This window comes from Micromonospora sp. 4G55 (genome assembly GCF_016803375.1).
Map to the genome: position 1 here is coordinate 1 of NZ_JAEVHN010000811.1, position 2,481 is coordinate 2,481.

The window sequence follows — 2,481 nt, forward strand, 5'->3', positions numbered from 1 at the left end:
GATGGACCGCCAGCTCCGCGCCGACGCCGGCCGCCGGGTCGGAGGTGTCCACGTGGGCGTACCCGGTCAGGGTGCCGTCGGTGGCGCGGGCGGTCAGGTGCACGGCCGGCGCCTCCGGGTCCCGCAGCCGCAGCAGCGTGTGCTCGTCGAACGGGTCCGCGCCGTCGGCGTCGCCGGCGAGGCGGGCCAGCGCCAGGGCCTCGGCCACCTCGGCCGGGGCGAGTCGGTCGGCCCGGGCCACCCGGTCGGTCGTCGGTTCCGCGCTGCTCACCCCGTCACCGTAGCCCCATCGGCGCGGGGGCTCAGGTGGTGCCGTCGACCGGCAGTGCCTCCAGGCGGAAGCGGCTGGTCAGGTCGGGCAGGATGTGACGCAGCGCGTCGACCGTCCCCTGCCGGTCCCCGCCGGCGTCGTGCAACAGCACGATCGAGCCGGGCCCGACGCCGCGGGTGACCTGGGTGGCGATCCGGGCGGCGCCGGGCGCCTCCCAGTCCGCCGGGTCCACGTCCCAGTGCAGCGAGATCATCCCCAGCTCCCGGGCGACCGACACCACCGAGTGCGTCCAGGCGCCGCCGGGCTGCCGGTACCAGGCGATGGGGGCATCGGGCACGACGTCGTGGATCGCCTGGTTGGTCCGCAGCAGGTCGGCGCGGATCGTGGCGGGGGAGCGCTGGCCCAGCTGCACGTCGTGCTGCCAGGAGTGGTTGCACAGGGTGTGCCCGTCGGCCGCGATCGCCCGGATCAGGTCCGGGTGGGCCTGCACGTTCTCGCCGACCACGCAGAAGGTGGCCCGGACGTGGAACTCGCGGAGGATCTCCAGCACCTGCGGGGTGTACCGCGGGTCCGGCCCGTCGTCGAAGGTGAGCGCCACCTCGGGGGAGCCGGTGGTCACCCGACTGCCGAACAGGCCGTCGTCCGGGTTCTCGGTCGGGCGACGGGCGTCGGGCTCCTGGCCGGCCTCGGCCCGGCCCGACGGGGCGTCGGTGGGGATGTCGGACCCGGGCGACTGGTCGCCGTACTCGGTGTCGTGGACGCTGGCCGTGACGCCGGTTCGGGAGCGGGGCTGGTCGGGGAGCAGGTTCCGGCCGAGCGCGTACGCGGAGCCGAGCAGGGCGGCCAGCACGAGGACGACGACGCCCACGGCGCGGCCGGTGCTCCGGGCGCCCATCAGCGCCACCGCCGGTGTGGACCGTGGGCCGGTCCCCTCGTCGCCCCCGTGGTCAGTGCACGCACCGTCGCCCCTCTCGCCGTCAACTCGCCCTGAGAATAAGGCCGACAAGAGGGGCAAAAAGGGCGGATCGGAAACAGTGCTCCGGACGGGTGGAACCGCGACGGTCGCGGCTCAAACCGGCGATGTGGCCCGATCGTGCCGAGCGGTGATCAGGCGTGCTCCGCCCGGACCGGCCGCGGGGTGTGCTCCGCGTCCGGCAGCGACCGCGACGGCGGGACCACGAACTTGTAGCCCACCTGGCGGACCGTGCCGATCATCGACTCGTACTCCGAGCCGAGCTTGGCCCGCAGCCGCCGGACGTGCACGTCCACCGTCCGGGTGCCGCCGAAGTAGTCGTATCCCCAGACCTCGCGCAGCAGCTGGTCCCGGGTGAAGACCCGGCCCGGGTGCTGGGCCAGGAACTTCAGCAGCTCGAACTCCTTGTAGGTGAGGTCGAGCGGCCGGCCCTTGAGCTTGGCCGCGTAGGTGTCCGGGTCGATGGTCAGCTCGCCGGCCCGGATCGAGCCGCCGGCGCCGGCGGTGGCGTTGCTGAGCCGGCCGACCGCGAGGCGCAACCGGGCCTCCACCTCGGCCGGGCCGGCGCTGGCCAGGATGACGTCGTCCACGCCCCAGTCGGCGTTCAACGCGATCAGCCCCGCCTCAGTGACCACCGCCACCAGCGGCACGCCGAGGCCGGTGGCGTGCAGCATCCGGCAGGTAGCCCGCGCCTCGCTCAGCTCGGACCGCGCGTCCACCAGCACCGCGTCCGGGCTCGGACCGGCGACCAGGGTGCGGACGTCACGGGGTGCGGTGCGGACCGAGTGCGGCAGCAGGTCGAGCGCCGGCAGCACTGCCGATGGTTCACCTGCGCGCGCGGTCACCAGCAACAGGATCTCCACACGATCACCTCCGTCCGGCGGCGGCGAAGCCGCGCGCGACCAGCGGCAGCCCGGGGGGCGTGGCGCTGCGAACTAGCGTGGGTCCCGGCGTCGCTGACGGGCGGGTAACGGCTTGAGCGTAACCGATGGCCCAGGTGAGCTCCGCTCGTCCTTTCCTGTTTGTCGGATGTGCCCATGATCGCGCCGCAGGTTTTAACGTTGCCGAAACCGTGACCTCCGCCGGAGCCACCTGGTCTGGCACGATCGGGGCGTGTTTCCCTCCACCTCGCCCGAGACCGGCCGTGACCCGTGGCCCGACGACGCCCGTTCGGGGCCGGCCGGCCCTGCCCGTGGCCTCCCGCCCGGTCCGCGTACCGGGCCGACCAACGACGGTG

General features: G+C 74.1%; 2 protein-coding genes and 1 pseudogene. All 3 read right to left on the bottom strand.

Features of this window, described 5'->3' with window-relative positions:
- Positions 1-271 (bottom strand): annotated as a pseudogene (locus JNW89_RS34560) (mycothiol synthase); the annotation flags it as partial.
- Between the two features lie 31 nt (positions 272-302).
- Positions 303-1,166 (bottom strand): polysaccharide deacetylase family protein, encoded by an 864-nt coding sequence (locus tag JNW89_RS34565; protein WP_238452230.1) that lies wholly within the window; start codon positions 1,164-1,166, stop codon positions 303-305.
- A 212-nt stretch (positions 1,167-1,378) separates the two neighbouring features.
- Positions 1,379-2,107: a response regulator transcription factor gene (locus JNW89_RS34570; protein ID WP_238452231.1), complete on the bottom strand. Its 729-nt coding sequence runs from the start codon at positions 2,105-2,107 to the stop codon at positions 1,379-1,381.
- Positions 2,108-2,481: the final 374 nt, after the last annotated feature.